This is a genomic window from Bradyrhizobium sp. BLXBL-01 (genome assembly GCF_051853025.1).
Lineage (GTDB): Bacteria > Pseudomonadota > Alphaproteobacteria > Rhizobiales > Xanthobacteraceae > Bradyrhizobium.
Map to the genome: position 1 here is coordinate 6,039,037 of NZ_CP182471.1, position 25,609 is coordinate 6,064,645.

29 protein-coding genes and 1 riboswitch are annotated in these 25,609 nt (G+C 64.8%); of the genes, 17 read left to right on the forward strand and 12 right to left on the reverse strand.

Annotated elements, in window-relative coordinates; genetic code table 11:
* The first annotated feature begins 25 nt into the window (after positions 1-25).
* The 3 genes from ACNJYA_RS28025 to ACNJYA_RS28035 are packed head-to-tail and all read left to right on the forward strand — an operon-like array spanning position 26 to position 2,580.
* A complete protein-coding gene (locus ACNJYA_RS28025; protein ID WP_172787365.1) occupies positions 26-580 on the forward strand; it encodes a nucleoside 2-deoxyribosyltransferase in 555 nt (184 codons plus the stop codon).
* Between the two features lie 25 nt (positions 581-605).
* Entirely contained in the window at positions 606-1,340 is a 735-nt protein-coding gene (locus ACNJYA_RS28030; RefSeq protein WP_212254686.1) for a TlyA family RNA methyltransferase, read from the forward strand.
* The gene (locus tag ACNJYA_RS28035; protein ID WP_212254685.1) at positions 1,333-2,580 is read left to right on the forward strand and encodes a class I SAM-dependent RNA methyltransferase; all 1,248 of its coding nucleotides are present in this window, start codon (positions 1,333-1,335) and stop codon (positions 2,578-2,580) included. The genes ACNJYA_RS28030 and ACNJYA_RS28035 overlap by 8 nt, the downstream gene beginning before the upstream one ends.
* 207 nt (positions 2,581-2,787) lie before the next feature.
* Here the strand turns inward: ACNJYA_RS28035 and ACNJYA_RS28040 are convergent, their stop codons facing one another.
* Positions 2,788-3,387 (reverse strand): hypothetical protein, encoded by a 600-nt coding sequence (locus ACNJYA_RS28040; protein ID WP_439363932.1) that lies wholly within the window; start codon positions 3,385-3,387, stop codon positions 2,788-2,790.
* Positions 3,388-3,497: 110 nt separating this feature from the next.
* Here ACNJYA_RS28040 and ACNJYA_RS28045 point away from each other — a divergent pair, with 110 nt between their 5' ends.
* Entirely contained in the window at positions 3,498-4,343 is an 846-nt protein-coding gene (locus ACNJYA_RS28045; protein ID WP_439401056.1) for a nucleotidyltransferase domain-containing protein, read from the forward strand.
* Positions 4,344-4,346: 3 nt separating this feature from the next.
* On the opposite strand, the gene ACNJYA_RS28050 is transcribed toward ACNJYA_RS28045, so the two are convergent.
* Together ACNJYA_RS28050 and ACNJYA_RS28055 are read right to left on the reverse strand one after the other, a co-directional pair.
* Positions 4,347-4,982, reverse strand: coding sequence for a hypothetical protein (locus tag ACNJYA_RS28050; protein WP_439363934.1), 636 nt, complete (start codon positions 4,980-4,982; stop codon positions 4,347-4,349).
* 187 nt (positions 4,983-5,169) lie between these two features.
* Entirely contained in the window at positions 5,170-6,033 is an 864-nt protein-coding gene (locus tag ACNJYA_RS28055) for a DUF1194 domain-containing protein (RefSeq protein ID WP_172787360.1), read from the reverse strand.
* Positions 6,034-6,264: 231 nt separating this feature from the next.
* A riboswitch (Fluoride riboswitch) is annotated at positions 6,265-6,341 on the forward strand.
* A 73-nt stretch (positions 6,342-6,414) separates the two neighbouring features.
* Here ACNJYA_RS28055 and ACNJYA_RS28060 point away from each other — a divergent pair.
* The 6 genes from ACNJYA_RS28060 (at position 6,415) to ACNJYA_RS28085 (ending at position 10,033) form a co-directional block, all read left to right on the forward strand.
* Positions 6,415-7,659, forward strand: coding sequence for an MFS transporter (locus tag ACNJYA_RS28060; protein ID WP_439401057.1), 1,245 nt, complete (start codon positions 6,415-6,417; stop codon positions 7,657-7,659).
* Positions 7,660-7,678: 19 nt separating this feature from the next.
* Entirely contained in the window at positions 7,679-8,068 is a 390-nt protein-coding gene (gene crcB, locus ACNJYA_RS28065; RefSeq protein WP_042336065.1) for a fluoride efflux transporter CrcB, read from the forward strand.
* A gap of 6 nt (positions 8,069-8,074) precedes the next feature.
* Positions 8,075-8,500 carry a fluoride efflux transporter CrcB gene (gene crcB / locus ACNJYA_RS28070; RefSeq protein ID WP_260382676.1) on the forward strand — a complete coding sequence of 142 codons (426 nt, stop codon included), beginning with the start codon at positions 8,075-8,077 and terminating at the stop codon, positions 8,498-8,500.
* A gap of 2 nt (positions 8,501-8,502) precedes the next feature.
* Positions 8,503-8,844: a DUF190 domain-containing protein gene (locus ACNJYA_RS28075; protein ID WP_172787358.1), complete on the forward strand. Its 342-nt coding sequence runs from the start codon at positions 8,503-8,505 to the stop codon at positions 8,842-8,844.
* Positions 8,845-8,888: 44 nt separating this feature from the next.
* Positions 8,889-9,194: an ATP-dependent Clp protease adapter ClpS gene (gene clpS, locus ACNJYA_RS28080; protein ID WP_025034645.1), complete on the forward strand. Its 306-nt coding sequence runs from the start codon at positions 8,889-8,891 to the stop codon at positions 9,192-9,194.
* 77 nt (positions 9,195-9,271) lie between these two features.
* The gene (locus tag ACNJYA_RS28085) at positions 9,272-10,033 is read left to right on the forward strand and encodes a hypothetical protein (protein ID WP_439363936.1); all 762 of its coding nucleotides are present in this window, start codon (positions 9,272-9,274) and stop codon (positions 10,031-10,033) included.
* Between the two features lie 17 nt (positions 10,034-10,050).
* Here ACNJYA_RS28085 and ACNJYA_RS28090 read toward each other — a convergent pair whose 3' ends face one another.
* The 4 genes from ACNJYA_RS28090 to fabI form a co-directional block, all read right to left on the reverse strand.
* Positions 10,051-11,241: an adenylate/guanylate cyclase domain-containing protein gene (locus ACNJYA_RS28090; RefSeq protein ID WP_172787356.1), complete on the reverse strand. Its 1,191-nt coding sequence runs from the start codon at positions 11,239-11,241 to the stop codon at positions 10,051-10,053.
* Positions 11,242-11,355: 114 nt separating this feature from the next.
* Positions 11,356-12,444 (reverse strand): chorismate synthase, encoded by a 1,089-nt coding sequence (gene aroC, locus ACNJYA_RS28095; RefSeq protein WP_439363937.1) that lies wholly within the window; start codon positions 12,442-12,444, stop codon positions 11,356-11,358.
* 163 nt (positions 12,445-12,607) lie between these two features.
* Positions 12,608-13,207 carry a histidine phosphatase family protein gene (locus tag ACNJYA_RS28100; protein WP_439363938.1) on the reverse strand — a complete coding sequence of 200 codons (600 nt, stop codon included), beginning with the start codon at positions 13,205-13,207 and terminating at the stop codon, positions 12,608-12,610.
* Between the two features lie 12 nt (positions 13,208-13,219).
* Positions 13,220-14,035, reverse strand: a complete 816-nt coding sequence (gene fabI, locus ACNJYA_RS28105; RefSeq protein WP_080135587.1) for an enoyl-ACP reductase FabI — start codon at positions 14,033-14,035, stop codon at positions 13,220-13,222.
* A 172-nt stretch (positions 14,036-14,207) separates the two neighbouring features.
* On the opposite strand from fabI, the gene ACNJYA_RS28110 reads away from it, so the two are divergent.
* A complete protein-coding gene (locus ACNJYA_RS28110; protein WP_212254679.1) occupies positions 14,208-14,696 on the forward strand; it encodes an RNA polymerase sigma factor in 489 nt (162 codons plus the stop codon).
* A gap of 52 nt (positions 14,697-14,748) precedes the next feature.
* Positions 14,749-15,519, forward strand: a complete 771-nt coding sequence (locus ACNJYA_RS28115) for an anti-sigma factor family protein (RefSeq protein ID WP_172787353.1) — start codon at positions 14,749-14,751, stop codon at positions 15,517-15,519.
* Positions 15,520-15,941: 422 nt separating this feature from the next.
* Here ACNJYA_RS28115 and ACNJYA_RS28120 read toward each other — a convergent pair whose 3' ends face one another.
* Together ACNJYA_RS28120 and ACNJYA_RS28125 are read right to left on the reverse strand one after the other, a co-directional pair.
* Positions 15,942-16,904: a DnaJ C-terminal domain-containing protein gene (locus ACNJYA_RS28120; RefSeq protein ID WP_439363939.1), complete on the reverse strand. Its 963-nt coding sequence runs from the start codon at positions 16,902-16,904 to the stop codon at positions 15,942-15,944.
* 167 nt (positions 16,905-17,071) lie between these two features.
* The gene (locus tag ACNJYA_RS28125) at positions 17,072-17,479 is read right to left on the reverse strand and encodes an RT0821/Lpp0805 family surface protein (protein WP_172787351.1); all 408 of its coding nucleotides are present in this window, start codon (positions 17,477-17,479) and stop codon (positions 17,072-17,074) included.
* Between the two features lie 113 nt (positions 17,480-17,592).
* Between ACNJYA_RS28125 and pdxH the strand changes: the two genes are divergently transcribed.
* The gene (gene pdxH, locus ACNJYA_RS28130; protein ID WP_172787350.1) at positions 17,593-18,234 is read left to right on the forward strand and encodes a pyridoxamine 5'-phosphate oxidase; all 642 of its coding nucleotides are present in this window, start codon (positions 17,593-17,595) and stop codon (positions 18,232-18,234) included.
* 26 nt (positions 18,235-18,260) lie between these two features.
* Positions 18,261-19,013: an SDR family NAD(P)-dependent oxidoreductase gene (locus tag ACNJYA_RS28135; RefSeq protein ID WP_172787349.1), complete on the forward strand. Its 753-nt coding sequence runs from the start codon at positions 18,261-18,263 to the stop codon at positions 19,011-19,013.
* Between the two features lie 215 nt (positions 19,014-19,228).
* Here the strand turns inward: ACNJYA_RS28135 and ACNJYA_RS28140 are convergent, their stop codons facing one another.
* Together ACNJYA_RS28140 and ACNJYA_RS28145 are read right to left on the reverse strand one after the other, a co-directional pair.
* Complete coding sequence (locus ACNJYA_RS28140) at positions 19,229-19,447, reverse strand: hypothetical protein (protein WP_172787348.1); 219 nt, start codon at positions 19,445-19,447, stop codon at positions 19,229-19,231.
* A gap of 205 nt (positions 19,448-19,652) precedes the next feature.
* Positions 19,653-20,630, reverse strand: a complete 978-nt coding sequence (locus ACNJYA_RS28145) for a magnesium transporter CorA family protein (protein WP_172787347.1) — start codon at positions 20,628-20,630, stop codon at positions 19,653-19,655.
* A 338-nt stretch (positions 20,631-20,968) separates the two neighbouring features.
* Here ACNJYA_RS28145 and ACNJYA_RS28150 point away from each other — a divergent pair, with 338 nt between their 5' ends.
* Complete coding sequence (locus ACNJYA_RS28150; RefSeq protein WP_172787346.1) at positions 20,969-21,649, forward strand: L,D-transpeptidase; 681 nt, start codon at positions 20,969-20,971, stop codon at positions 21,647-21,649.
* Positions 21,650-21,685: 36 nt separating this feature from the next.
* Here the strand turns inward: ACNJYA_RS28150 and ACNJYA_RS28155 are convergent, their stop codons facing one another.
* Complete coding sequence (locus tag ACNJYA_RS28155; RefSeq protein ID WP_172787345.1) at positions 21,686-22,768, reverse strand: extensin family protein; 1,083 nt, start codon at positions 22,766-22,768, stop codon at positions 21,686-21,688.
* A gap of 65 nt (positions 22,769-22,833) precedes the next feature.
* Between ACNJYA_RS28155 and ACNJYA_RS28160 the strand changes: the two genes are divergently transcribed.
* Positions 22,834-24,462 carry a fatty-acid--CoA ligase gene (locus ACNJYA_RS28160; RefSeq protein ID WP_172787344.1) on the forward strand — a complete coding sequence of 543 codons (1,629 nt, stop codon included), beginning with the start codon at positions 22,834-22,836 and terminating at the stop codon, positions 24,460-24,462.
* 266 nt (positions 24,463-24,728) lie between these two features.
* On the forward strand, positions 24,729-25,583 hold the full coding sequence (locus ACNJYA_RS28165) for a DUF1499 domain-containing protein (RefSeq protein ID WP_172787343.1): 855 nt from the start codon (positions 24,729-24,731) through the stop codon (positions 25,581-25,583).
* Positions 25,584-25,609: the final 26 nt, after the last annotated feature.

Sequence of the window (25,609 nt, forward strand, 5' to 3'; positions counted from 1 at the left end):
CGATGCCTTCTTGGTCGGTAGTCCCATGAAAATCTATCTGGCAGGTCCCGACGTGTTCCTGCCGGATGCCATCGAGATCGGCCGGCGCAAGGTCGATATCTGCACGACGCACGGGCTGACCGGCCTCTATCCCCTCGACAACGCCGTCGACCTCACTGCGCCCGACGCCTCGCGGCAGATCTTTTGCGGCAACGAGGCGATGATGGACGCGGCCGATGCCATCATCGCCAACCTGACGCCGTTCCGCGGTGCCGGCGCCGATCCCGGCACCGTCTACGAGCTTGGCTACATGGCCGGACGCGGCAAGTTTTGTCTCGCCTATTCCAACGACGGCGCCGCCTATGCCGACCGCGTCTCGCGCTTCATGGAGGTCACCTCCGAGGACGGGCGGCTGGTCGATGCCCAGGGGCTGACGGTCGAGGATTTCGGGCTCGTCGACAATCTCATGATGATCCATGCGCTGGAGCTGCACGGCTGCCCGCTGGTGACACCGGCCGCGATGCCGATCGACGTCTGGCACGATCTTGTCGCGTTCGAGACTTGCGTCCGGATGGCGGCCGCGCGATTGATCGCTACATAAGCGCCAGTCCTTCTCGAGTGAACCGATGTCCCCTGCCCGCAAGCGCGCGGATGTATTGCTGGTCGAGCGCGGCCTGTTCGAGAGCCGGGCGCGGGCCCGCGCGGCCATCGAGGCCGGCCTCGTCACGGCCGACGACAAGCAGGTCTTGAAACCGTCGGAGACGATCGCCGAGGATGCGGTGATCCAGGCCGAGCCCGCGCACCCCTACGTCTCCCGCGGCGGCGTCAAGCTCGCCGGTGCGCTGGAACGGTACCCGGTCGACATCGAGGACCATGTCTGCCTCGACGTCGGCGCATCCACCGGCGGCTTCACCGAGGTGCTGCTGGCGAACGGCGCGAGCCTGGTGTTCGCGGTCGATGTCGGCACCAGCCAGCTGCATCCCTCGCTGCGCGATCACCCCAAGATCGTATCGATGGAGGAGACCGACATCCGCAGCTATGACGGCAAACGCCTGCCGGCGCGCCCCGATGTCGTCGTCATCGACGTCAGCTTCATCTCGCTGAAATCGGTGCTGCCGGTGGCGCTGTCGCTGGCGGCCGCGCCGATGAGCCTGCTGGCGTTGATCAAGCCGCAATTCGAGGCTGACAGGAAGCACAACAAGAAGGGCATCATCCGCGATGCCGCCGTGCACCGGGAGATCTGCGACGACATCGCGGCCTTCGCGGCGTCGCTCGGCTGCACCGAGATCGAAATATTCCCCTCGCCGATCACCGGCGGCGACGGCAATATCGAATTCTTCCTGGGCGCGCGCCGTGGTTGAGCGCATCAAGATCGATCATGTCGGCCATCGCGGCGACGGCGTCTGCCGCGACGCCGGCGAAGCAATCTATGTGCCCTACACGCTTGGCGGCGAAACCGTCGAGGTCGATCACGTCGTGGGCCATCATCCCGACCGCCGCAAGCTGCTGGCGGTGAAGCTCGCAAGCCCGGAACGCGTCGAGCCATTCTGTCCGCATTTCGGCGTGTGTGGCGGCTGCGCCATCCAGCATTGGGCGGCGGAGCCGTATCGCGCCTGGAAGCGCAGCATCGTGGTGGAGACGCTGGCGCAGGCCGGCATCGATTGCGATGTGGCGCCGCTGGTCGACGCCCACGGCGCCGGGCGCCGGCGCATCACGCTGCACGGCCGGTTCGGCACGCACGACATCCTCAAGGTCGGCTTCTCGGCTGCGAGCTCGCACGACGTCATCCCGATCCATCGTTGCCCGATCCTCGATCCCGCGCTCGACGGCGCGCTCGATGCCGCCTGGGCGCTGGCGGAGCCGCTGACGTCCAAGATGCCGGTGACCAAGCCATTGGACATCCAGGTCACCGCGACCGCAGGCGGCCTCGATGTCGACGTGCGCGGCTCCGGCCCGCTGCCGACCGCGCTCGTTACGGCGCTGTCGCGCGTCGCCGAACAGCACCGCCTGGCGCGGCTGACGCGGCATGGTGAGCTGGTGCTGCAACGGCTGCCGCCGACGGTGCGGATGGGCCGCGCCGAGGTGACGCTGCCGCCGGGCTCGTTCCTGCAGGCGACAGTGGCGGGCGAGGAGACGCTTGCGGCACTCGTCGCCGAGCGCATCGGCAAGGCCAGGGAGGTTCTCGACCTCTTCTGCGGCGTCGGCCCGTTCGCGCTAAGGCTCGCGGAGAAGGCGCGCGTCGCCGCCTATGACAGCGACGCGGGTGCCATCGCGGCGCTGGCGAAAGCCGCGCGGACGCCGGGCCTGAAGCCGATCAAATGCGAGCCGCGCGACCTGTTCCGCCGCCCGCTGGTGCCGCAGGAGCTGCGCGACTTCGACGCCGTGGTGTTCGACCCGCCGCGCCAGGGCGCGCAGGCGCAGGCGCTGAAGCTTGCCGCAAGCAAGGTGCCGGTCGTGATCGCCGTGTCCTGCAACGCCGCAACCTTTGCCCGCGACGCACGGCTGCTGATCGACGGCGGCTACCGGCTGGAGGCCGTGGCGCCCGTCGACCAGTTCCGCCACACGCCGCATGTCGAGCTGGTGGCGAAATTTAGTCGCTAACGCCGAATGGCTTTAGGTTGATTCGATTGCCACGGGCTCGGTGCAACCTCTCCCGCTTGCGGGAGAGGTCGCGCCGAAGGCGCGGGTGAGGGCTTTCTCCTCTAGGGATTGTCCCATTGCGGAAGCACCCTCTCCCAACCCTCTCCCGCAAGCGGGAGAGGGAGCGCACCTCCGTCGTTGCGCGATCAAGCCTCATTTCATCACGCTCTAGCGCCGAAGGCCGCTCAGCGCCGGCGATTCGCCGGGCAGCATGTTCGATCTGATATCGCTGTCCATGCGGCCCGAATCCTGCTGGGTGTAGCCGACGCCGAACGACAGGCTGAGATTTGAGGTCGGCTTGAATTCGACACCAGCAAACCCGCCATAACCGGGCGCGGCGCTGGAGGTGAGCGGCGCCAGCGAGCTGCCGATACCGTTGCCGTATTTCAGCGTGTCGAATCCGGCAAAGAAGGTGACGGGCATGCCGCCAGCCGTCTTCATGTTGTAGCCGAACCGCGTGCTGTCATAGGAGAGCGCGCCGGAATTGCCGAACGAGCCCGCCTGGTTGAAGCCGCTCAATCCGAAATCGGCGCGTTCGCGGCCGATGAAGAAGCCGTTCGCAGAGCTCGCACGCCAATCGGCCTCTCCGGCGTTGAAGCTTGCAAAGTTGCCATAGGTGTCTGAGCTCAAGCCGGCAGCACCGCCAAGGCCGAAAGGCCCGCCGGGAATCCAATATCGCAGCGGCGCGACTTGCGCATGAACCGTCCCTCCGCCGAGGCAGAGCAATGCGAGAGCTGCAAGAGCGTATGAACGTGCAAGGTCGAACATTCTGGCTACCGTCTAAAACGCCGCAAACTATACTCCCCGACCATCATCAATGCCAGCGGAGTGACCGCGCCGGCCCTCGCGGCCGCAAGTCTTTCGGGGAACCGCGTCTGATGCCGCACGATCCGTTGCTCACCCGCCTCACACCCGTTCTTGCCGCGGTACCCGGCGTCCAGGCCGTGGTGCTCGGCGGCTCGCGCGCGCGCGGCACTGCGCATTCCTCCTCCGACTATGACATCGGGCTGTACCGCTCCAACGCCGCTCGGTTCGACACGGATCGACTGCTGACAGTGGTGAAGAACATCGCCGACGATCCCGACGCCGCGATCGTGACGAGAATTAACGAATGGGGATCGTGGATCGTCGGCGGAGCGTGGCTTTCGATCGAGGGACGAAAGGTCGATCTGCTGTACCGTAACGTCGATGATGTCGAGCGCGTCATGTCGGCCTGCCGGTACGGTACGGTCCTCATGACCTACCAACCCGGCCATCCGCATGGCTTCTGCTCGGCGATCTGGATGGGCGAGATCGCATATTGTCAGCCGCTGCACGATCCGAATGGCGTGATCGCCCGGCTCAAGTCGATCGCACTTCCCTATCCGGAGCCTCTGCGCAGCACCCTGATCCGGCGCTTCCAATGGGAGGTCCTGTTCAGCATCGAAAATGCCGAGCTCGCCGCCGCACGCAACGAGCGGACCCATATCGCCGGGTGTCTCTACAGATCATTCGCCTGCGTCGCGCAGGTGCTGTTCGCACTGAACGAGCGCTATCTGATCAACGAGAAGGGGGCGGTGCAGGAGGCAGCCGGCTTGCCGCTGACGATCCCGCACCTCGTGGAGCAGTCCGACCGGATCTGGCAACTCGTCGCTGATGGCGGGTTCGCGCAGGCCTGCGCAATGCTGCGGCAGGTGGACCAGCAATTGAAGATGCTGACGCGACCCGGCGGCAGCGCGCCGTGAACGCTATGCCGTCCTGTCGACGGACGACGACGAATCCGCCGGCGGATATTTCGTCACCGGCACCACGAAGGATTTGGTGCCGACCTGGTAGGTGATCTTGCCGTTCTGCCCGTCATCGCTCGCGATCTGCGCCTGGCCGAACATGATGACGTTCTTGTAGACGTAGCCGGTGCCCTGGCGGGTGACGCCGTCGGTGGTGACGCTGACCTGGGCTTCCTTGCCATTGACGGCAATCACCTTGAAGCTCGCGCTCTTGCCGTTCTCGCTGGAATAGCCACCCCAGCTTCCCATGAGGCGGCTGTCGGAGGCCGGGGGAGCCTGCTTCTCGAGATTGGCGGTCTGCTTGCCGGCGCCGCCGAAGGAGAACAGCATCACCATGTTCTTGCCGTCCTTGGTCCCGACCGTGACGCCGCCAAAGGTGATGAGCGTGCCCTGAACTTCGGCAAAGCCGCGCTCGGTGTGACCGTTATGGGTATACTCGACCTGCGCCCGGGCACCGCGGATGTTGACGACCTTGAAGCCGACCGGCTGGTTGTTGCCCACCCAATTGCCCTTCCAGTCGCCGATCAGAGCGCTCTGGCGATACAGCCGCTCGTTGGCGGGGGAAATCTGGCTGGTGCTCGATGTGACGGTGGCCATTGGATTGCTCGGACGGGCCTGACAAACCCGTTTTCGCTCGCTGGGGCATGTCAGGATGCCGGCGGGAACGAACAGAAACCATGCGATTAGGGCCACGCACCTGTTAACGAGCCGTTAAGCGCGAGCATCGGCCGGGCGGGCAAAAGGTCTCAGCCGGGCATGATCCCGCCGGGATACCCCGTCACCCTCACCGTCCCCAGCGATCGGACCAGATCTTCTCGCCGATCAGGCAATTGACGCGCGGCTCCTTGTCGGCGACGCGCATCACCGGGCGCTCCGGCGTGCGGCCGGCGACTTCCATCAGCAGCTTGGTGCGGATCGCTTCCTTGAACTTGTCGCGGTCCTTGATCGTGATGACGAAGGAGCCCGGCCCTCCGATGACGCAGTCCTCGTAGTAGAAATCGAGATTGTCGATATCCATGGTCGAATAGGACGGCTCCTTGACCATGATCGGCAGGCCGTTGATGACGATGCCCTTCTCCAGGGCGGCATCGCGCGCCACCGTGACCGGGCCGCCATTGTTGTTCGGACCGTCGCCGGAAATGTCGATGACACGGCGCAGGCCGCGATAGGGATCCTCGTCGAACAATGGCATCGCGAAGTTGATCGCGCCGGAGATCGAGGTGCGCGAAGCGCGCCGGATCGGCGTCTTCATGATCTCGGCGGCAACCGCATCCGCCGTCTCCGGACCATCGACCAGCCGCCAGGGAATGATGATCTTCTGGTCGCTGGAGGCGGCCCACTCGAAATAGGTCACCGCGATGCGGCCGTTCGGGCCGAGCTTCAGCGCCTGCAGGAACTCCTTCGACTGGATCGCCTGTGCGTAGCCCTCGCGCTGGATCGCGAGCTCATCCATGTCCATGGAGTAGGATACGTCGACCGCGAGGACCAGCTCGACATCGACGGTCTGCGCGTCCTTGTCGGCCGCAAGCCGCTGCGGTTGACTTCTGGACGATTCGAATTTGGGTCCTGGTGCCGCGATGCCCGCGACGTCCCCCCCGGCAAACATGCCGGCCACCAGCACAGCCCCGATCGAGAACAGCAAACGCATCGCAGTCTCCCGTCGTATGACGCGATGGTGACATGCAATCGGCTTGCCGCAAAGCGCGAAGATCGCTTGTGCTTCACATTCAAGTGCATCGCTGCTGCGTGTTGCGGCCATAGGGCTGACAAGCGGGGAACAGGTGCGATCACTCGCACAGTCATTCCGGGGCGGCTCGAAGAGCCAGTGGAGGCGCGACCCCGCCCACTTGTCCGGCACGATTTCCATGCTAGGGTTGGTCGCACAGATGGGGATGGAGTCCCCCGACAACCGCCCGGCGGTCGATGACCTCGTGGGCTGATGACTCCTGCTTGAGGAGAGGCAATCTTGAGCCTCGGCCTTTGGCGGGAGCATGGACATACCCGCCGATGGCGGGTTTTTTGTTGCCTGATGACGAAGGCCGGCGGGCCGGAGGACGATGAAGACGTGACGATGACGACACCGAAGGCCGTGCGCGCGACGCTGCCCAGAGGGATCTGGGTACTCGGCTTCGTTTCGATGCTGATGGACATCTCCTCGGAGATGATCCACGCACTGCTGCCGGTCTATCTCGTCAGCGTGCTCGGCGCCTCCACGCTCACCGTCGGCTTCATCGAGGGCATTGCCGAGGCGACCGCCTCGATCACCAAGATCTTCTCCGGTGCGCTGTCGGACTGGCTCGGCCGCCGCAAGCTGCTCGCTGCCCTGGGCTACGGACTGGCCGCGCTGACAAAACCGCTGTTCCCGCTCGCGCCCAGCGTCGGATGGCTGGTCGCCGCGCGCTTCATCGATCGCGTCGGCAAGGGCATCCGCGGCGCGCCGCGCGATGCGCTGATCGCCGACATCGCCCCCGTCGGCCTGCGCGGCGCGAGCTTTGGCCTGCGGCAATCGCTCGACACGATCGGCGCTTTCGTCGGACCGCTCGTGGCGATCGGCCTGATGTGGTGGACCGCTGACAATTTTGCGCTCGTGTTCTGGGTGGCGGTGCTGCCGGCGTTCCTGTCCTTTGGGTTGATCGCGTTCGCGGTAAAGGAGCCGGAGCCCGATCCGAGCCGCAAACCTGCAGAAAATCCGCTCAATCTCGCCGCGATGCGCCAGCTCGGAGCGGTCTATTGGCGCGTCGTCGCCGTGGGCGTCGTGTTCACGCTCGCGCGCTTCAGCGAGGCCTTCCTGATCCTGCGCGCGCAGAACATCGGGCTCAGTGCGATGTGGGTGCCGGCCGTGCTGGTGCTGATGAATGTCGTCTACGCGCTCTCGGCCTATCCGGCCGGCGTGCTGTCGGACCGGATCAACCGGACCGGCCTGCTCGCACTCGGCCTCGTCTTCCTCGCCGGCGCCGACCTCGCGCTGGCGCTGCTGCCGAACCTGGCTGGCCTTGCGCTCGGCGTCGTGCTGTGGGGACTGCATATGGGACTGACGCAAGGGCTGCTCTCCGCCCTCGTCGCCGACGCCGCGCCGCCCGCCTTGCGCGGCACCGCCTTCGGCTATTTCAACCTGTTCACCGGGCTTGCCTTGCTGGCCGCGAGCGTGATCGCGGGTGCGCTGTGGGACGCCTATGGCCCGGCGGGAACGTTTCTTGCCGGGCTCGGCTTCGCGCTGGTTTCGCTGGTGGGGCTGCTCGCCGTCGGCAAGGGTCTTGCGGTAGGGAGCAAGTGATGACGGGGGACTGTTCGTCTTGCTGAGCGGGGCAATTGCGATCGTGATCGGCAGCGCGCTGGGCGGTTGCGCGCGCTATTTCGTCTCCGGTGCGATCGCGCGGCGACTGGGCGAAACGTTTCCGTGGGGCACCATGACCATCAACGTCACCGGCGCCTTCCTCATCGGCATTTTCGGCGCGCTGGCGACGCATCCGGGCTCGGTCTTCGCCTCACCCACACCATGGCTGTTCGCGGTGACCGGGTTTCTCGGCTGCTACACCACGGTGTCCTCGTTCAGCCTGCAAACGCTGACGCTCGCGCGTGGCGGCGAGCCGCTCTCGGCGCTCGGCAATGTCGCCTGCTCGGTCGGGCTGTGCCTCGCCGCCGTCAGCTGCGGCTTCCTGCTTGCGGATCGTCTGGGAGGCTAGAGGCTGATGAGCTCACCTTTTGCCGAACGCTGGCGCAGCTTTGTGCTCTACGCCTGGGTTGCCGCCGGCAGCATCGTCGGCGGGCTGACGCGCTACCTGGTCGGGCTTGTGCTCGACACCGGATCGGGCTTTCCTGTCGCGACGTTGTTCATCAACGCGACAGGCTCCCTGATCATCGGCTTCTACGCGACGCTGACCGGCCCGGACGGCCGCGTGCTGGCGCGGCCCGAGCACCGACAATTCGTCATGACCGGGTTTTGCGGCGGCTACACCACCTTCTCGGCCTTCAGCCTGGAGACCTTCCGCCTGCTCCACGGCGGCATGAAGTACACCGCGCTCGCCTATGTCGCAGCGTCCGTGATCTGCTGGCTGGTGTCGGTGTGGGCAGGGCATATGATGGCGAGCCGCTACAATCGCCTGGCAAGGAGCTGACCATGCAAATCCCCGATCAGGCAGTTTCGCTCCGGATCTTCATCGGGGAGAGCGACCATTATGACGGCAAGCCGCTCTATGAGGCGATCGTGATGACTGCGCGCGAGCGACATCTGGCCGGCGCCACCGTGCTGCGCGGTCCGATGGGCTTCGGCAAGTCCAGCCGGCTGCACACGTCGAAGATCCTGCGGCTGTCGGAAGACCTGCCGCTGCTGATCGAGATCGTCGACAGCGAGGACAACATCAACGCATTCCTGCCCATCCTGGACGGCATGATGTCGAGCGGTCTGATCACCTTGGAGAAGGTGCAGGTCCTGCAATATGGTGCGAAGGCCGCGAGCTAATCGCTTCCGGCCGGAACCCGAGCCCGCCGTGTCCAGGAGGCGGAATGAACGACACCGTCACCAAGCCGAAAACCAGGACGAAGACCAAGGTCGAGCGGCCGAAGCTGCACAAGGTCATCCTGATCAACGACGACTACACGCCGCGTGAATTCGTCACCATGGTGCTGAAGGCCGAATTCCGCATGACCGAGGATCAGGCCTACAAGGTGATGATCACCGCGCACAAGCTGGGCGCCTGCGTAGTCGCCGTCTTCACCAAGGACGTCGCCGAAACCAAGGCAACGCGCGCCACCGACGCCGGCCGCGCCAAGGGCTATCCGCTATTGTTCACCACAGAGCCGGAGGAATAGGCGCCGCGTGCCTGCTTCGGGTCAATTTTAGCGATCCGTGCTACCGCAGATTTAATCTCCTGTGCCAGCACAATGCGATGACAGTCGCACTGCGCAAACAGCTCGAACTCAAGCCGGCCCGCCAGGAGACCTCGTTCGGTCCTTTCAAGCTCCTGCATGCCCTGCCCTGGTTGATCCTGGCGGCTGCGATGCGCGTGATCGCGTTCGGCGGCGGCGCCGTGGCGCTGCCCGCAATCATCATTTCCAACATTTCGGTGCTGCTGGCCTTCTTTGCGACGGCACAACAATCGATCGAGGCGGCGGGCGGTCAATCCTCGCTGGGTACGCTGACACTGGGCGAGCAGTTCAAGCTCTCCTTCTCGATCCTGTGGCGGATCATGCTCGTGATGATCGCGGCGGCGCTGAGTGCCAAAGCGACCGGCTTTGAGGCTTCGTACCATCTCTTGGCGGGCCTGGACGGCATGGCGTTCGACCAGTTCACCCATCCCGGGCGATTCTGGAGCGCATGGATCGCGGCCATCGTCCTGCTCATGATCATCCGTGCCGAGCGCGATGACGGCAAGGTCGCCCTGTTTGCCGCGATCGGCGAATTCGCACGGCGTGGGCTGTGGCTCGGCGCCGCCGTCATCATCCTCGGCCTCATCAACGTCGCCCTCGCCTATGGACAGGAAGCGGTGCGGACCGCGATCTGGAACTTCTGGCAAACCTCGTCGGCAACGCAGTTCACCAAGAACCTGATCTATTTCGTCTTCATCTTCAGCTTCGCCATGCTGCGGCTGTGGATCACCTTGAGGGTGCTGACCTTCGGCCTGAAACAGTCTCATGTTCGTGGCGGCTGAGGCCGTCGTCGGCGCCGCTAGGCCATCACCACCGGCGTCTCCTCCGCCAGCCCGTACACGCGCTGCGCCTTGGAAAATCCCGCGATCGGAAACTCGCCGAGCTGGTGCCAATCATGGCGGCAGACATTGGCAAAACCTTCCGAGGCCACGACGGTCCGCCCCAGGCGTCCCGTGATCTTCTCCAGCCTTGCGGCGAGATTGACCGCCGGGCCGATGCAGGTGAAGTCGAGGCGGTTGCCGCCGCCGATATTGCCGTAAAGGATGTTGCCGACATGCAGCGCGACGCCGAAGCGGAAGCGCTCGACGACGTCGCCGACCGGAACGGCGAGCGCCTCGACGCTGGCGCGGGACTCGCGCGCGGCCTCCAATACGCGCGCGCAGACATGGGCGGCATCGCCGACATATTCGTCGATCGGAAACACGGCGAGCAGGCCATCGCCCATGAATTTCAACACCTCGCCGCCATGGCCGCGGATCGCGGCGACCTGGCAGTCGAAATATTGGTTGAGGATCTCGACCACCGTCTCGGCCGGCAGCCGGTCCGACAGCGCGGTGAAGCCGCGCAGGTCCGACAGCCAGATCGCCGCCTGCATGGTGTCGTTGTGACCGCGTCGGATCTGGCCGCCGAGGATGCGCGCGCCGGCGCGATTGCCGACATAGGTGTCGAGCAGCATCTCGGCGGTGCGGCGCAGGCTGATGATCTCGCTGACGCGCGCGAGCGGGGCTATGACGGCTCGAATGGCCGCGATGTCGTCGTCGCTGAAGCCATCGGGATGCTGCGTGATCCAGCTCGTTGCGTGGACGGAGCCGTCGAGAAAGCGCAACGGCACCGCGATATAGTCGGTCGCGCCTTCGGCATGCATCTCTTCGAGGAACGGAAATCGCCTGCTGTCGGGATCGCTTGCGCGGCCCCTGACCTCGATGCCCTGCTCGAACACGACGCGAAGCGGGCTGCGGGCGAATTGCGGTGTGTCCAGGACCTCGAAATCGACGCTGCCGATTTCGACATCCTGGCCGTGCCGCCAGATGAAGTTGCGGCCGAAGACTTCGGGATGCAGCGTGCGAATGAAGATGCCGAAACGCGACAGCGGCAAGCCGGCGGCGACCAGACGTTCGCAGAAATCGGCGATCATCTCGGCCGGCTCCTGAGCCGACCAGACGCCGTCGATCAGCCAGTTGCAGACGCGCTGAAGCTCGGAGCTGTTCATGGCTGCATTTGCGGACGAAGTTGCGGGGTCGTCAAGCTGCACGGTGGGCTAGTACCGCGACATTGTCACCGAGGTGTCTTCACCTCTCCCAAGCGGGAAAGAGGTGGAAGGGCGTCAACGTCCTACCTGCCCGCGATCGCGCAGGAAGTGATCGGCCAGCACGCAGGCCATCATGGCCTCGCCGACGGGGACGGCACGGATGCCGACGCAGGGGTCATGGCGGCCCTTGGTGAAGATCTCGGTCTCGGTGCCTTGCCTATCGACGGTGAGACGCGGCTGCAGGATCGACGAGGTCGGCTTCACCGCGAAACGCACCACCACGGGCTGTCCGGTGGAGATGCCGCCCAGCACGCCGCCGGCGTGGTTGGACAGGAAGCGCGTGCCGTCATTGCCGGAGCGCATCTCGTCGGCGTTCTCCTCACCGGTCAGTTCTGCCGCGCCAAAACCGGCGCCAATCTCGACGCCCTTCACCGCGTTGATGGTCATCATCGCACCCGCCAGATCGGAATCGAGCTTGGCGTAGATCGGAGCACCAAGACCTGCCGGCACGCCTTCGGCGACGACCTCGATCACCGCGCCGATCGAGGAGCCGCTCTTGCGGATGCCGTCGAGATAGGTCTCGAAGAACGCGGCCTTGTCCTTGTCGGGACAGAAGAACGGATTTTTCGCGATCTCGTCCCAATCCCACTTGTCGCGATCGATCTTGTGCGGACCGATCTGCACCAAGGCGCCCCGCACCTTCACGTCGGGCAGCACTTTCCGCGCGATGGCGCCGGCGGCAACGCGCATCGCGGTCTCACGCGCCGAGGAGCGCCCGCCGCCGCGATAATCGCGCAGGCCGTACTTCGCCTCATAGGTGAAGTCGGCGTGACCGGGACGAAACTTGTCCTTGATCTCGGAATAGTCCTTCGAGCGCTGGTCCGTGTTCTCGATCAGAAGGCCGATCGGCGTGCCCGTCGTCACCTGCACGCCGGTCTCCGGATGCGCCATCACGCCGGAGAGAATTTTGACCTGGTCCGGCTCCTGGCGCTGGGTGGTGAAGCGCGACTGGCCGGGACGCCGGCGGTCGAGATCCCGCTGGATGTCGGCCTCGGTGAGCGGGATCATCGGCGGGCAGCCGTCGACCACGCAGCCGATCGCCACCCCATGGCTCTCGCCGAAGGTGGTGACGCGGAACATGTGGCCGAAGGTGTTGAAGGACATTCGTCTCTGGCTCGTAAGTCAGTTCTCACTTGTGGTAGCGCCCGGTGGGCCGAGGGTCAAACCAGTTACTCCGTCATTCCGGGATGGTCCGAAGGACCAGACCCGGAATCTCGGGATTCCGGGCTCGGCGCGTTGCGCCGCCCCGGAATGACGGGGGAGCGGCTTAACTAAACTTCTCCAGCCGCCCGTCGCGGAACACGTAGACGGCGCCCTGCTCTATATAGAGCTCGGCGGCGCTGGCGGGTGTCTCGAGCCCCAGGGACACCATCAGAGCCCGGCAGGTCCCGCCATGGGCCACCGCGACGGTGTCGGTCCGGAGCTGGTCGTACCAGGCGCGCACGCGGACCTGCACGTCGGCGTAGGTCTCCCCGCCCGCAGGTCCCACGGTCCATTTGTCGGCGAGGCGCCTTGCGTAAATGTCCGGATCCTTCGCCTCGCTCTCAGCCAGCGTCAGCCCCTCCCAGGTGCCGTAGCCGATCTCGCGCAGACGATCGTCGAGCGCGTAATCGGCAGGCGGCAATTCGAGCTTGCCGCGCGCGAGCTCCATGGTCTGGCGCGCACGGCCAAGCGGGCTCGACACGTAGGGCAGCGCGGCCTTGTCGCGTCCGTCGCGTTTGAACAGTTCGGCCAGAACGGCGCCGGCGTGCACGGCCTGGCTGCGGCCGCGTGCGTTCAGCGGAACGTCCCTGGTGCCCTGAAGCCTGCCGAGCGCATTCCACTCGGTCTCGCCGTGGCGAAGATAGTAGATCGTAGGCCCGGGCATTTGAGCTAGTGGCTAGTCCTTCCCGCCAAGCGAGATATCAGGCGCATCCGGCCGCTTCATGCCGAGCACGTGATAGCCGGAATCGACGTGGTGCACCTCGCCGGTAACGCCGCGCGAGAGGTCGGAGAGGAAATACAGCGCGCTGCCGCCGACGTCTTCGGTGGAGACGTTGCGCCGCATCGGCGCATTGGTCTCGTTCCACTTCAGGATATAGCGGAAGTCGCCGATGCCGGACGCCGCCAGCGTCTTGATGGGGCCTGCCGAGATCGCGTTGACGCGGATGTTCTTCTCGCCGAGATCGGCGGCGAGATAGCGCACGCTGGCTTCCAGCGCCGCCTTGGCCACGCCCATCACGTTGTAATGCGGCATCCACTTCTCGGCGCCGTAATAGGAGAGCGTGATCAGCGAACCGCCATCCGTCATCAGCTTCTCGGCGCGCTGCGCCACCGCCGTGAACGAATAGCAGGAGATCAGCATCGATTTCGAAAAATTCTCCTGCGTGGTGTCGACGTAGCGGCCGTCGAGCTGCTCGCCATAGGCGATCGCATGCACCAGGAAGTCGATCTTGCCCCACTTCTCCTTCAGCACCGCGAACGCGGCATCGATGGTCGCGGCATCCGTGACGTCGCAATGGCCGAGCACGAGGCCGCCGATCTCGGCGGCGAGCGGCTCGACGCGCTTCTTCAGCGCATCGCCCTGATAGGTGAAGGCGAGCTCGGCACCCGCGGCGTGGCATGCCTTGGCGATGCCCCAGGCGATCGAGCGGTTGTTGGCGACGCCGAGGATGACCCCGCGCTTTCCTTGCATCAGACCCGAATTCTGCGCCATTTTTGCACGTCCCGTCGAACTCTCGTTGAGGTCTGGAGGTACACCAGCCCTCCCCCGCGGTACAGCCCAAATCCGCGGCGTTAACGCTGTTTCGAGGACCGGAATAGCCGTTCCGCTCGGGTGTTATGATCGCTATAGGCGCGCGCCTAACGCCAGGGACGTCAAGACTGCAATGAATGCGTTTCGCCAGAGTGTGGAAGCCATGATCCCGGCGTTGCGCCGCTATGCCCGCGCGCTCACGCGCGATGCGGATGCGGCCGACGATCTGGTCCAGGATACGTTGGTCCGCGCGCTGCGTTCGGAGCGGCTGTTTCTCGGAGGCGACGTCAGGAGCTGGCTCTATACGATCCTGACCAACCTCAACAAAAATCGGCGGCGTTCCCTGGCAAGGCGGCCGCAATTCATGCCGCTGACGGATAACAACCCGGATGCCAGCGGGACCGAGGCCGAGGGACGCGACATCGAGAAGGCGCTGACTACTCTCGTCGAGGAGCAGCGTTCGGTGCTGCTCCTGGTGATGCTGGAAGGCATGAGCTACCGCGAGGTTGCCGACATCCAGGGCGTGCCGATCGGCACCGTGATGTCGCGCCTGGCACGCGCCAGGGCCCACGTCAAAGCCTCGCTCGAGGGTGAGCGGACGGCGCTCAGGCGGGTGAAATGATGAGCTGCGCGAAACTGACTTGCAGAAGATATTTTGGGCCGCAGAGACCGATATGAACGACCGCAACATCCCAGTGACCGAGGACGAACTGCACGCCTATGTCGACGGCGAGCTGCCGGCTGAGCGACGCGCCGACGTCGAGGCCTTTCTTGCCGCCCACCCCGACGACGCCGAGCGGGTGCAGTCCTGGCGGACCATGGCCGAGATGCTGCACGCCCGTTACGATTCGGTCGTCCATGAGCCGGTGCCCGCGCGGCTCGAGCTCGAGCGGCTGGAGCGCCGCCCGCGGCAATGGCTCTATGGCGCCGCCGCGGCCGTGCTGGTTGCCTTCGTCGCCGGCGGCACCGTCGGCTGGGTGGCGCATGGCGCCGCCAACGCACCCTCGACCTTCCAGAGCTTTACGGCGGACGCGCTCGGTGCGCACCGCCTCTATGTCGTGGAGGTCCGCCATCCCGTGGAGGTCGGCGGCAACGAGCGCGATCACTTGCAGGCCTGGCTGACCCGGCGCTGCGGCTGGACCGTGTTCGCGCCGAACCTGGAGGCGAGCGGGCTGAAGCTGGTGGGCGGCCGACTTCTGCCGGGACCGAACGGCCCGGCGTCGTTCCTGATGTACGAGGGCGCCTCGGGCGAGCGGTACACGATCTACTCTGCCAAGACCGAGAATGGTGCAACGCAAATGCGCTACGCCAAGACGGACAAGGACGGCGCGTTGTTCTGGTCCGAGCGCGGCGTCGGCTACGTCGTCAGCGGCAGCAGTGATCGCGAGCGGCTGACCAGGGTGGCGCAGGCCGTCTACGACCAAGCAGAGAAAAACGGCACCTAGACAACTGCACAGGCGCGGTGCCCAGATTCCGTCATCGAAAATTTGGAATCAGGACATCGACGCGTCTCATTATCGCACCGGGTGTTCACGCGATTATGAGTGGCGTTCGATCCGCCGATCGACGCGGGCGGCCTCGATTGGGGTTTTTGGTACCGCGCTGGTCCCCCTCTCGAGGCCGCACCTTTTCATCGGCTGCCCCGCCGGACAGCCGACACGTCGAAACCATGAAGCGTGACCCACGCCTCAGGCATATGATGAGCATCATCTCCGGATGACGCCGTGGTCCTTTAGGAGAACCCCCTTCAGTTCGATCGCGCCCTAAAGCGCGATGACTCGCGCTTTTGCTCTTTGTTTGCGCATGATCTTTGCGGAAAACCGCGACGCACTTTGCGCTAACGCGGCCCTCCGGGTCTGGATCATGCTTAGCCAATCCCGCTACGTGGATTGTAGGGGTGTTGGTCCCGCCACTTCTCCATCAATGCTTCAAGCTCGGCGTCGTTCCCGTCCGGTAGCATAATCCTGATGGTGACGAAGAGATCCCCGGTCCCGCCAGATTTCGGCAGGCCCTTGCCCTTGAGGCGGAAAGTCCGGCCGCTGGAGGTGTTTTTGGGGACCGAGAGCTCCACGGCATTGCCGAGGGTGGGCACGCGGACCTTGCCGCCGAGCACCGCCTCGTAAAGCGTGACAGGCAGGTCGATCCTGAGGTCGGCGCCCTCGACCTTGAAGAACGGGTGCGGCGCGATGTTGATGGTGATCAGGAGATCGCCGGGCGGATGGCCCTGCGCGCTTTCGCCCTGCCCCCGGAGCCGGATCTGTTGGCCCTCGGTGACTCCGGCCGGAATCTTGACGTTGAGCTCCTTGCCCGTCGGCAGCCGGACCCGCTTCTCGCCGCCCTTGACCGCCTCTTCCAGCGAGACGCTCATGGCGACGTTGACGTCGAGATCGAGCCCGACACCGCCGGTGTCGAACTCGAACTGGGCACCGCCGCCGGCTCCGGGCCGCGCGCCGCGCATTCCGCCGCCGAACATGCTGTTGAGGATGTCCTCGAACGCGCCGCCGCCCGGGCCGCCCGCACCGCCGCTTCGGAACGTATAGCTTTCGAACCCGCCAGGGCCGGCGCGGCCACGAGGGCCGCCACCGCCCGGAAAACCCTGGAAGCGCGGCTTGCCATCGGCGTCGATCTCGCCGCGGTCAAACTGCTTGCGCTTGTCCTCGTCGCCGAGGATCTCGTTGGCCGAGTTGAGCTCGGCGAAGCGTTCGGCCGCCTTCGGATCACCCTTGTTGCTGTCCGGATGGTGCTTCTTGGCCAGCTTGCGATAGGCGCTCTTGATCGCGGCAGCGCTGGCGCTCCGCGGCACCCCCAAGACCTCATAGGGGTCGCGCATTCGTCACGTCTCCTTCAAGAAATCGAATTGTTCAAAGGGCTCCCCGCCCCACCTGCCGGTCATGTGGGAAGAGAGTGGCATTTTTGCAACTAGGAACGCGAGCTGAAGCTCTATGTTTGGAGCATGGCCTTATCGGAAAACCGGTTCCCGCTTTTTCCGGATCGTGCTCAGCTCCGCCACGGCTTTAGCGTATGAATCTCCCAACGGCCACGGCTGCTTTGGCAGCCGGCGCCCTGGAGCCAGCTTTCGGTGTTGCCGTTGACGTAGCTCGCCAGGAAGTCGCGGCATTTGCGCCCGTCCTCGGCGGCGTAGGACTGGGCGATGGGCGTCACCGAGCCGCGCGCCCCGGTCTCCGGATTCTCCCAATGCTGGCTGGAATCCTTGTCGCCCTTGCTGAGCACGTCGGAGGCGGCGTTGCGGGTGAAGGCGAGATCGGTCTCGGTCGGGGGAGCGTCCTTTGCCGGCCGCGCGATCGAGCCGGTGAGGTCGCTGTCGTCGCCCTTGGCATAGGCGGTGCTGTCGTTGCGGGAAAAGCTGCAGCCGCCGGCGCCGAGCCCGATCAGAATCATCGTCATGACGAAGCCGGACGGCCGGATCGCCGATAGGCCAACGCGTCCCCATGCCCTATATAGGGCGGTAGCGGACAACAACGCGTTTTGGGCCGCGGGACGCAACTCGGACTCCGGACATGACCGACACGACCTCGATGAAACACCAGACACCCTTAACATCCGGTGATTTCACCGCCGCCGACGAGCCATTTGCGTTGTTCGAGGCCTGGCTGAACGAGGCAATCAAGAGCGAGCCGAACGATCCCAACGCCATGGCGCTCGCAACCGTCGATTCCGACGGCTTGCCTGACGTGCGCATGGTGCTGATGAAGGGCTTCGATACCGAGGGTTTCGTCTTCTACAGCCACATCGCGAGCCAAAAGGGCCGCGAACTCGCCGCAAATCCTAAGGCAGCCTTACTTTTTCACTGGAAGTCGCTGCGCCGTCAGGTCCGCATCCGCGGCAACGTGACGCCGGTGACCGACGCGGAGGCCGACGCCTATTTCGCGACGCGACCGAAGCAGGCCCAGATCGGCGCCTGGGCGAGCAAGCAATCGCAAGAGCTGGAGAGCCGCTTCGCGTTCGAGCAGGCCATCGCCAAGGTCGCGGCCAAATACGTCATCGGCGAAGTGCCGCGGCCGCCGGGCTGGAGCGGCTGGCGCATCACGCCGCTCCGGATCGAGTTCTGGCACGACCGCCCGTTCCGCCTGCACGACCGCATCGAATTTCGCCGTGACGCCGCCGGCCAACCATGGTCCAAGACGCGGATGTACCCGTAAGCTTCGGGCCGACCTGAAAGATGTCCATGCCGCATTCGTCCAATGCGCCGCGCCGTACGCTGCTCCTGACCGGAGCCAGCCGCGGCATCGGCCACGCCACCGTGATCCGTTTTTCTTCGGCGGGCTGGCGCGTCATCACCTGCTCGCGGCATCCTTTCCCGGAGGACTGCCCCTGGGATGCCGGCCCTGAGGACCACATCCAGGTCGACCTCGGCAACCCCGAGGACACCGCGCGCGCGATCTCCGAGATCCGCAGCCGGCTCGAAGGCGGCACGCTGCATGCGCTGGTCAACAACGCCGCGATCTCGCCGAAGGGCCCCGGCGGCTCCCGCCTGGGCTCGGTCGACACCGACCTCGACACCTGGACGCACGTCTTCCATGTCAACTTCTTCGCGCCGATCATGATGGCGCGCGGGCTGATCGAGGAATTGAAGGCGGCCAAGGGCTCGGTCGTGAACGTCACCTCGATCGCGGGCTCGCGCGTGCACCCCTTCGCCGGCGCCGCCTATGCCACCTCGAAAGCGGCGCTCGCCGCGCTGACGCGCGAGATGGCTTCCGACTTCGGCCGCATCGGCGTGCGCGTCAACGCGATCGCCCCGGGCGAGATCGACACCTCGATCCTGTCGCCCGGCACCGAGAAGATCGTCGAGCAGCAGATCCCGATGCACCGCCTCGGCACGCCCGACGAAGTGGCCAAGATCATCTACGTGCTGTGCACGGACACCTCTTCTTACGTCAACGGCGCCGAGATCCATATCAACGGCGGCCAGCACGTGTAGGCAATCCGCCATCCTACTGTCATTGCGAGCGCAGCGAAGCAATCCAGACTGCCTCCGCGGAGACAGTCTGGATTGCTTCGTCGCGGAGCCTGTCATCCGGCCCGCCGGAGGCGGGACCGGGTGGCTCCTCGCAATGACGAAATTCAGCGCTTAGGGAAGCAAGGCGATCCAGACAACGCCGCCGCAAGACCTGGATCGCCCTTACCTTCCGTTCCTCAATCGAGTCGAATCCGACGAGACCTCTCGCGCGGACGCGGAGCGGCCGTGCTGAATGCAGTCGAGCAGTCGTCGTCGTTCTCACCATCGAGCAGCGGAGCACCACAGTGCCGGCACAGGCGTGCCGACATCGACGGCGCCTTGCCGCTCGTCACCGCCTGACGATAGTGCGCCAGCTCGATGACGTTGCGGGGCGTCGTTATGTGTTTTTCAACCATGGCTGTTCCTCGCGGCTACGCCATGCTTATCGCAGACAAGTTTCGCGCAAACGTTCAGCCCACCGCTCAAATTTTACCGGAGGAATTGCGGCATGACACACACATCACCGCGTCGCCGCAATGCCGATCTATTCTGCGACACGATCCACCGTGTCTATGCGAGCAGCGTAAGGTCTCGGTAGGTATCTTTGCTGGAGCGTGATTCCTACAGCCACTTCTTGAACTTGAAGATCCAGTACGGAACGATGGCAGCGATCAGCATCATCACCAGCGCCATCGGGTAGCCGTGCACCCATTCGAGTTCCGGCATCACCTTGAAGTTCATGCCGTAGACCGATGCGATCAGCGTCGGCGGCATCAGGACAACAGCCATGACCGAAAACAGCTTGATGATGTTGTTCTGCTCGAGATTGACGACGCCGAGCATGGCGTCGAGCACGAAAGTGATCTTGCTGGAGAGATAGGAGGCGTGGTCGGTCAGCGAGGCCACGTCGCGCTGCATGGTCTTGAGCTGCTCGCGCATGTCCTTCGACCATTTCACGCCCTCGACCACCGCCGACAGGAACGTCACGACGCGGCCGATCGACACCAGGCTCTCGCGAACCTTCGAGGTCAAATCGCCCTTGCGGCCGATCGAGATCAGGATCTGGGAATATTGCTTGGCATGGCCGTGGCGCTCGCTCTCCGGCTCGAAGATGTCGTGGGAGACCTGGTCGATCTCGGCACCGCAGCGCTCCAGAATATCGGCGCAGCGGTCGATCACGGCGTCCAGGAGCTCCATCAGCACCATCTCGCCGGTGATCGACGGGGTACAGGAGCGGGCGAGCTTGGCTTCGACCAGCGCAAAGGGCTTGGGCAGGTCGTAGCGCACCGTCACCAGGCGATGGTCGCCGAGGATGAAGGTCACCGCCGTGGTCCGGGGCATGTCGGTATCGGAGTGGCACATCAGCGTCGCGGTCATGTAGCGCGCGCCGTTCTCCATATAGAGCCGGCTGGAGATCTCGATCTCCTGCATGTCTTCCCGGGTCGGGATGGCGATGCCCGCCAGCCGCTCCACGGCCTTGTCCTCGGCGGCCGTGGGGTTGACGAGGTCGATCCAGACCGCGTTGTCCGGCAACGCCGTGAGATCTTCGATAACCGCCTTCTTGAGGGAGGCCTCGGAGGGAACGAACGCCCAAAACATCAAAAGCTCCAGAGATCCTGCGACAGAACGACAGCCCTTAGCGCGATTCTGGCAGGTTCACGATGACAACAACATTAACGGAGCGTTTGCATTTGCGGCACCGCCGGGGCTCAACTGTGGCGCGGAAGGAACAGTTTGGCGCGTCTGGCCAAAAAACCTTCGCAGTAACCCCAAATTTGCGGCAGAAAAGCCACAGCTGGGGTCTTGCAGCGCGGGAAAACGGCTTCAGCGCTGGAATTGTGGCAGATTTCAACGATAATGGGATTAACGGAGTCGAGGAACTTGGGCGCTAAGCTCAGGCCCCTTCCGCACGGTATTGTTTTGATTGGAACCAAACCATGTCGTCGCTGAAAGTTATGTTTGGGATTTTGGCCGCTGGCCTGATGCTGTCGGGCTGCATGCAGGCCACTCATTATGAGGCGGCCGACACCAAAGCCTTCAAGCCGAAGGACAAGGAACTCCTCGCCAAGGTCCGGTACGAAAACACCCCGGTCGCCGAGCCGTTCCGCCGCGCCATCGTCCAGTACCACCGCAAGGAAACGCCCGGCTCGATCGTGGTCGATTCCGACAACCATTACCTCTATTACGTGCTGGATGGCGGCAAGGCGATCCGCTACGGCATCACCGTCGGTGAAGAGGCGATGGCCTGGTCGGGCATCGCCAAGGTGGGAAGCAAGACCGAGTGGCCGGCCTGGCACCCCACCCCCAGCGAAATTTCGCGCCTGGGTGTGCCGACCTATGTCGCGCCGGGTCCGGACAATCCGATGGGCTCCCGTGCGCTGTACCTGTATTCCGGAGGCAAGGACACGCTGTTCCGCATCCACGGCACAAACCAGCCGGAATATATCGGCGCCTCGATCTCGTCCGGCTGTATCCGCCTGACCAACGAGGACGCGATCGATCTCTATGATCGCGTCAAGGTCGGCACCCTCGTCGTGGTGCTCGAGCCGAAGCACGGCGATTCGCCCTACAATTCGCGCCTCGCGCTCCAGGGCGGCGGCTCCAGTTCATCCTACTAAGCAGGCCTTGCCTGAGGCTTTTCAAAAGCGCCGGTTTCACCGGCGCTTTTTTGTTGCCGATTGGTGCGACCGGCCTTTGTTGCCACCCGCCGCCGGCTTGTCTGCCGGCGCAGGAGGTGTCTCCGCCCCTCCGTCGTGGGCGCCCTCCTTTGCCTCGGGTTTGGCCGCGACCTCGCGCGGCGGTGCTTCCTCCGGACGTTCCGCCGGCAGCAGCGGAGCGACCTGAGGCAGCGGATCCCAGACGTTCCACTGGCAGATCCGGTAGTCGTTGCGCCGCTGGGCGAGATCGAGATGGATGTGGTCCTCGTGGTACCAGTCCGAGCCCGGACCGAGCACGGTGGAAAAGCGCGCGCAGACCGAATGCAGCACGCGCTCGCGCACTTCGCGCGCCGTGGCGCGGTCGGTGAGGCCGATCGACTGCCCATTGGCGAGCTTGATGGCGCGGATGTCGATGGCATTGGCTTTGCCGTGCTCGGACAGCATCGCCCCAGCGACGCGGTTGCGGCCGCGGCACTCGAAGGAATCGAAATTATCGAGGTCGCTGATGGGCGAGCCGAGGCTGGCGGCCAGGGGCACGATGTCCTTCCGCAGCCAATCCGCGAGTGCGGACGCCATGGTGCAGCGGAGGATCGCCGCCGGCTTGACCGTCACCTTGCGCTTGTCCGGCAGCACGATAGCCTCCAGCCGCACCAGATCCTCGCCGCCGCAGGCGCCGGGGCCGCGGATATCCGGAATGGACGGCGCGATCGCGATCTCCTCGGTCAGCGCCAGCCGGCAGGCCGAGGCCTGCTTCTCGGGCGGCGGCGCGGCCTCGGCGGGCTTGTCCGCGCCTGGCTTGTCGGGGGACGGCTTGCCGTCTGCCTGCGGCGCCCCCTCATCCGACGCTTTGGGGGCATCCTCGGGACGCGGCTTCGGCAGCGGAATCCTGGCGGGGCGAACGGTTGCGCGGGGCTTTGGTGCTCCAAGGTTGAAGATATCGAGCGGCGCAGGATATTTCCGCGCCTCTGCCCTTTCGGCGAGCAGCAATAGCCCCGCCGCAGCGGTAACCATTGCCGCGCCAGCGGACATATAGCCGCGACAAGACCATTTGCGGCGAAAGTCCGGCAGGCTAAAACTCATGTCAATTCTTTGGCCCAACGCTGAGAGCGACAATGCGCCCAGCGACTTCTCGGAGGAACGTCGGAATGCTTGGTTTGATGCAAGATTGGCCCCTGCTCTGCCACCGAATCATCGAACACGCCGCCAGGATTCATGGCAAGCAGGAGGTGGTCACACGCTCGGTCGAGGGTCCGATCCATCGCACCACCTACGCCGAGATCCACCAGCGCGCGCTCAAGGTCTCGCAGATGCTGGAGCGCGACGACATCAAGCTCGGCGACCGTGTCGCAACGATCGCCTGGAACACCTGGCGCCATCTCGAGGTCTGGTACGGCATCATGGGGATCGGCGCCATCTGCCATACCGTCAATCCCCGCCTTTTCCCCGAACAGATCGCCTGGATCATCAATCATGCGCAGGATCGCATCGTGATGACCGATCTCACCTTCGTTCCGATCCTGGAGAAGATCGCGGACAAGCTGCCAAGCGTGGAGCGCTACATCGTGCTCACCGACAAGGCGCACATGCCGGAGACCACGCTGAAGAACGCGGTGGCCTACGAGGACTGGATTGCGCAGGCCGACGGCAAATTCAAATGGAAGGACTTTGACGAGAACACGGCGGCGGCGATGTGCTACACCTCCGGCACGACCGGCGATCCCAAGGGTGTGCTGTATTCGCATCGCTCCAACGTGTTGCACGCGCTGATGGCCAACAACGTCGACGCGCTCGGCACCAGTGCGTCCGAGACAATGCTGCCGGTCGTTCCGCTGTTCCATGCCAACAGCTGGGGCATCGCCTTCTCCGCCCCCTCGCAGGGCACCAAGCTGGTGATGCCGGGCGCCAAGCTCGACGGCGCCTCGGTCTATGAACTGCTCTCGACCGAGAAGGTGACGCACACCGCCGGCGTGCCGACGGTGTGGCTGATGCTGCTCCAGCACATGACCGCCAACAATCTCAAGCTGCCGGATCTGAAGATGGTGATCTGCGGCGGCTCGGCGATGCCGCGTTCGATGATCAAGGCCTTCCTCGACATGGGCTCGAACGTCCGTCACGCCTGGGGCATGACCGAGATGAGCCCGATCGGCAGCGTCGCGGCGCTGAAGCCGCCGTTCCAGAATGCCACCGGCGATGCCAGGCTCGACGTGCTGCAGATGCAGGGCTATGCGCCCTTCGCCGTGCAGATGAAGATCACCGACGATGCCGGCAAGGAGCTGCCCTGGGACGGCAAGACGTTCGGCCGCCTCAAGGTCTCCGGGCCTGCCGTCGCCAAGGCCTATTACCGCGTCGACAGCAACATCCTCGATGAGGACGGCTTCTTCGACACCGGCGACGTCTCGACCATCGACGAGGACGGCTATATGCGGATCACCGACCGCTCCAAGGACGTGATCAAGTCCGGCGGCGAGTGGATCTCCTCGATCGACCTCGAAAACCTCGCGGTCGGCCACCCTGCCGTGGCGGAAGCCGCCGTGATCGGCGTGTTCCACCCGAAGTGGGACGAGCGGCCGCTCCTGATCGTGCAGCTCAAGCAGGGCCAGCAGGCCACGCGCGAGGACATCCTCAAGTTCATGGACGGCAAGATCGCCAAGTGGTGGATGCCCGACGACGTCGCTTTCGTCGACGGCATTCCGCACACCGCCACCGGCAAGATCCTCAAGACGGCGCTGCGAGACCAGTTCAAGGATTATCGCTTCCCGAACGCGGCGGCGTAATCGTTGGTGCCACCCTCCCCTGGAGGGGGAGGGTCGGCTCGCAGCGCGTCAGCGATGTGAGCCGGGGTGGGGTGACAGTCTCTCCCCAATAGCGGTGCCCGTGCGGAGAGATCACCCCACCCCGCTCGCGCTGCGCGCGATCGACCCTCCCCCTCCAGGGGAGGGTGATCGACCCTTGAATTTGCCCCCGCGCCGTGGTCTCAACGGTCCTATCGTCGCGCCAGATCGGCCGGCATCGCGCCCAACATCCGGCAGAGCTTCACCCGATGGCCCGCAGGTTTTCCGCTCCCTACCAGTCGGAGCCCGTGTCCAGCCTCGCGAGCTGGGCGCGCAATCTGGCCGTGTTCGCGGTGGTGGCGGTGGTGGTGTCGATCATCGTCGTCCGCTTCGATTTCCTGGAGCCGAAGCCGGCGCTTGCGACGTTCATCGGCGGCATCGCGATCGCCGGCCTCTCGATCCTGTTCGGGCTCGCCGGCTTTGCCGCGATCTGGCAGAACGGCTCCCGCGGCATGGCCCGCATCCTGCTCGCCTTCCTGATCGACGGGGCGATCCTGGCCTACCCCGCCTATTTGGCCTTTCAATATCGCAAGCTGCCGTCGATCTACGACATCACCACCGACCCGATCGATCCGCCGCGCTTCGACGCGCTGGCGCGCCTGCGCACCGGCGAGGGCACCAACACCGCGGTCTATGCCGGTCTCTATTCGGCGGAGCAGCAGCGCCATTTCTATCCCGACATCGAGCCCGTCGAGCTCGAGATCCCGGTCGACCGCGCCTATGCGATCGCGCTCCAGCTCGTTCACAAGCGCAAATGGATCGTGATCGACGAGCGCGCACCGCAGCCGCCACGCCGCATCGGCCGCATCGAGGCGGTCGCGCGCACGCCGATCATGGGTTTCCGCGAGGACGTTTCGATCAGGGTCGTGCCGGATGGCGATGATTCCCGCGTCGACATCCGCTCTGCGTCGCGCAATTTCGACAGCGACCTCGGCAGCAACGCCGCGCGCGTCAAGAAATTCATCGACGACCTCAACACCGCCGCCGATGCCGACGCGCTCAAGCCGGTGAAGAAAACCCCGGTCGCACCGCCCAAGGCGCCGGCGAAGACGGTGAAGAAGTGAAATTGGCGAATGGGGAGTAGCGAATA

Excerpts from the sequence above, each read along its gene's own strand:
- ACNJYA_RS28025 (WP_172787365.1), top strand. The coding sequence starts at position 26 with ATGAAAATCTATCTGGCAGGTCCCGACGTGTTCCTGCCGGATGCCATC.
- ACNJYA_RS28030 (WP_212254686.1), top strand. The coding sequence starts at position 606 with ATGTCCCCTGCCCGCAAGCGCGCGGATGTATTGCTGGTCGAGCGCGGC.
- ACNJYA_RS28040 (WP_439363932.1), bottom strand. The coding sequence starts at position 3,387 with ATGTTCGACCTTGCACGTTCATACGCTCTTGCAGCTCTCGCATTGCTC.
- ACNJYA_RS28045 (WP_439401056.1), top strand. The coding sequence starts at position 3,498 with ATGCCGCACGATCCGTTGCTCACCCGCCTCACACCCGTTCTTGCCGCG.
- ACNJYA_RS28050 (WP_439363934.1), bottom strand. The coding sequence starts at position 4,982 with ATGGCCACCGTCACATCGAGCACCAGCCAGATTTCCCCCGCCAACGAG.
- ACNJYA_RS28055 (WP_172787360.1), bottom strand. The coding sequence starts at position 6,033 with ATGCGTTTGCTGTTCTCGATCGGGGCTGTGCTGGTGGCCGGCATGTTT.
- ACNJYA_RS28060 (WP_439401057.1), top strand. The coding sequence starts at position 6,415 with ATGACGAAGGCCGGCGGGCCGGAGGACGATGAAGACGTGACGATGACG.
- crcB (WP_260382676.1), top strand. The coding sequence starts at position 8,075 with ATGAGCTCACCTTTTGCCGAACGCTGGCGCAGCTTTGTGCTCTACGCC.
- ACNJYA_RS28075 (WP_172787358.1), top strand. The coding sequence starts at position 8,503 with ATGCAAATCCCCGATCAGGCAGTTTCGCTCCGGATCTTCATCGGGGAG.
- clpS (WP_025034645.1), top strand. The coding sequence starts at position 8,889 with ATGAACGACACCGTCACCAAGCCGAAAACCAGGACGAAGACCAAGGTC.
- ACNJYA_RS28085 (WP_439363936.1), top strand. The coding sequence starts at position 9,272 with ATGACAGTCGCACTGCGCAAACAGCTCGAACTCAAGCCGGCCCGCCAG.
- ACNJYA_RS28090 (WP_172787356.1), bottom strand. The coding sequence starts at position 11,241 with ATGAACAGCTCCGAGCTTCAGCGCGTCTGCAACTGGCTGATCGACGGC.
- aroC (WP_439363937.1), bottom strand. The coding sequence starts at position 12,444 with ATGTCCTTCAACACCTTCGGCCACATGTTCCGCGTCACCACCTTCGGC.
- ACNJYA_RS28100 (WP_439363938.1), bottom strand. The coding sequence starts at position 13,207 with ATGCCCGGGCCTACGATCTACTATCTTCGCCACGGCGAGACCGAGTGG.
- fabI (WP_080135587.1), bottom strand. The coding sequence starts at position 14,035 with ATGGCGCAGAATTCGGGTCTGATGCAAGGAAAGCGCGGGGTCATCCTC.
- ACNJYA_RS28110 (WP_212254679.1), top strand. The coding sequence starts at position 14,208 with ATGAATGCGTTTCGCCAGAGTGTGGAAGCCATGATCCCGGCGTTGCGC.
- ACNJYA_RS28115 (WP_172787353.1), top strand. The coding sequence starts at position 14,749 with ATGAACGACCGCAACATCCCAGTGACCGAGGACGAACTGCACGCCTAT.
- ACNJYA_RS28120 (WP_439363939.1), bottom strand. The coding sequence starts at position 16,904 with ATGCGCGACCCCTATGAGGTCTTGGGGGTGCCGCGGAGCGCCAGCGCT.
- ACNJYA_RS28125 (WP_172787351.1), bottom strand. The coding sequence starts at position 17,479 with ATGACGATGATTCTGATCGGGCTCGGCGCCGGCGGCTGCAGCTTTTCC.
- pdxH (WP_172787350.1), top strand. The coding sequence starts at position 17,593 with ATGACCGACACGACCTCGATGAAACACCAGACACCCTTAACATCCGGT.
- ACNJYA_RS28135 (WP_172787349.1), top strand. The coding sequence starts at position 18,261 with ATGCCGCATTCGTCCAATGCGCCGCGCCGTACGCTGCTCCTGACCGGA.
- ACNJYA_RS28140 (WP_172787348.1), bottom strand. The coding sequence starts at position 19,447 with ATGGTTGAAAAACACATAACGACGCCCCGCAACGTCATCGAGCTGGCG.
- ACNJYA_RS28145 (WP_172787347.1), bottom strand. The coding sequence starts at position 20,630 with ATGTTTTGGGCGTTCGTTCCCTCCGAGGCCTCCCTCAAGAAGGCGGTT.
- ACNJYA_RS28150 (WP_172787346.1), top strand. The coding sequence starts at position 20,969 with ATGTCGTCGCTGAAAGTTATGTTTGGGATTTTGGCCGCTGGCCTGATG.
- ACNJYA_RS28155 (WP_172787345.1), bottom strand. The coding sequence starts at position 22,768 with ATGAGTTTTAGCCTGCCGGACTTTCGCCGCAAATGGTCTTGTCGCGGC.
- ACNJYA_RS28160 (WP_172787344.1), top strand. The coding sequence starts at position 22,834 with ATGCTTGGTTTGATGCAAGATTGGCCCCTGCTCTGCCACCGAATCATC.
- ACNJYA_RS28165 (WP_172787343.1), top strand. The coding sequence starts at position 24,729 with ATGGCCCGCAGGTTTTCCGCTCCCTACCAGTCGGAGCCCGTGTCCAGC.